The organism is Thermorhabdus hydrogeniformans, assembly GCF_049310025.1.
GTDB lineage: Bacteria > Bacillota > Thermosediminibacteria > Thermosediminibacterales > Tepidanaerobacteraceae > JBJYKD01.
Map to the genome: position 1 here is coordinate 1 of NZ_JBJYKD010000096.1, position 289 is coordinate 289.

Annotated in this window: 1 pseudogene; it reads left to right on the forward strand. The window is 42.9% G+C overall.

Features of this window, described 5'->3' with window-relative positions:
- Positions 1 to 254, forward strand: a pseudogene (locus tag ACKX14_RS15640) (hypothetical protein); the annotation flags it as partial.
- Positions 255 to 289: the final 35 nt, after the last annotated feature.

Consider the following 289-nt stretch of genomic DNA (forward strand, 5'->3'; position numbering starts at 1 on the left):
TTCGTTTTGCCGCTCAGACTCAGTTAAATGACAAACTGACCACTTTACCTAAAGGTTTAGCCGATTTATTGCGTTGGGATTTAGCCTATAACCAGAAGTTGCTGGAAAGCGAATCTGCGGTGACTGCGTTATCGCGTTTAAATGCACAACAGCAAGAACAACTGGACAGATTGCGTAGGCAAAGCAAAGACTTACAAAAGAAAATTGATGCGCTGACGCAAATCGAAGCCAAATTAAATCAAACAGGAAATTAAGCATGAGCAATGGCGCCCGGTTATTGCTGGTGGAT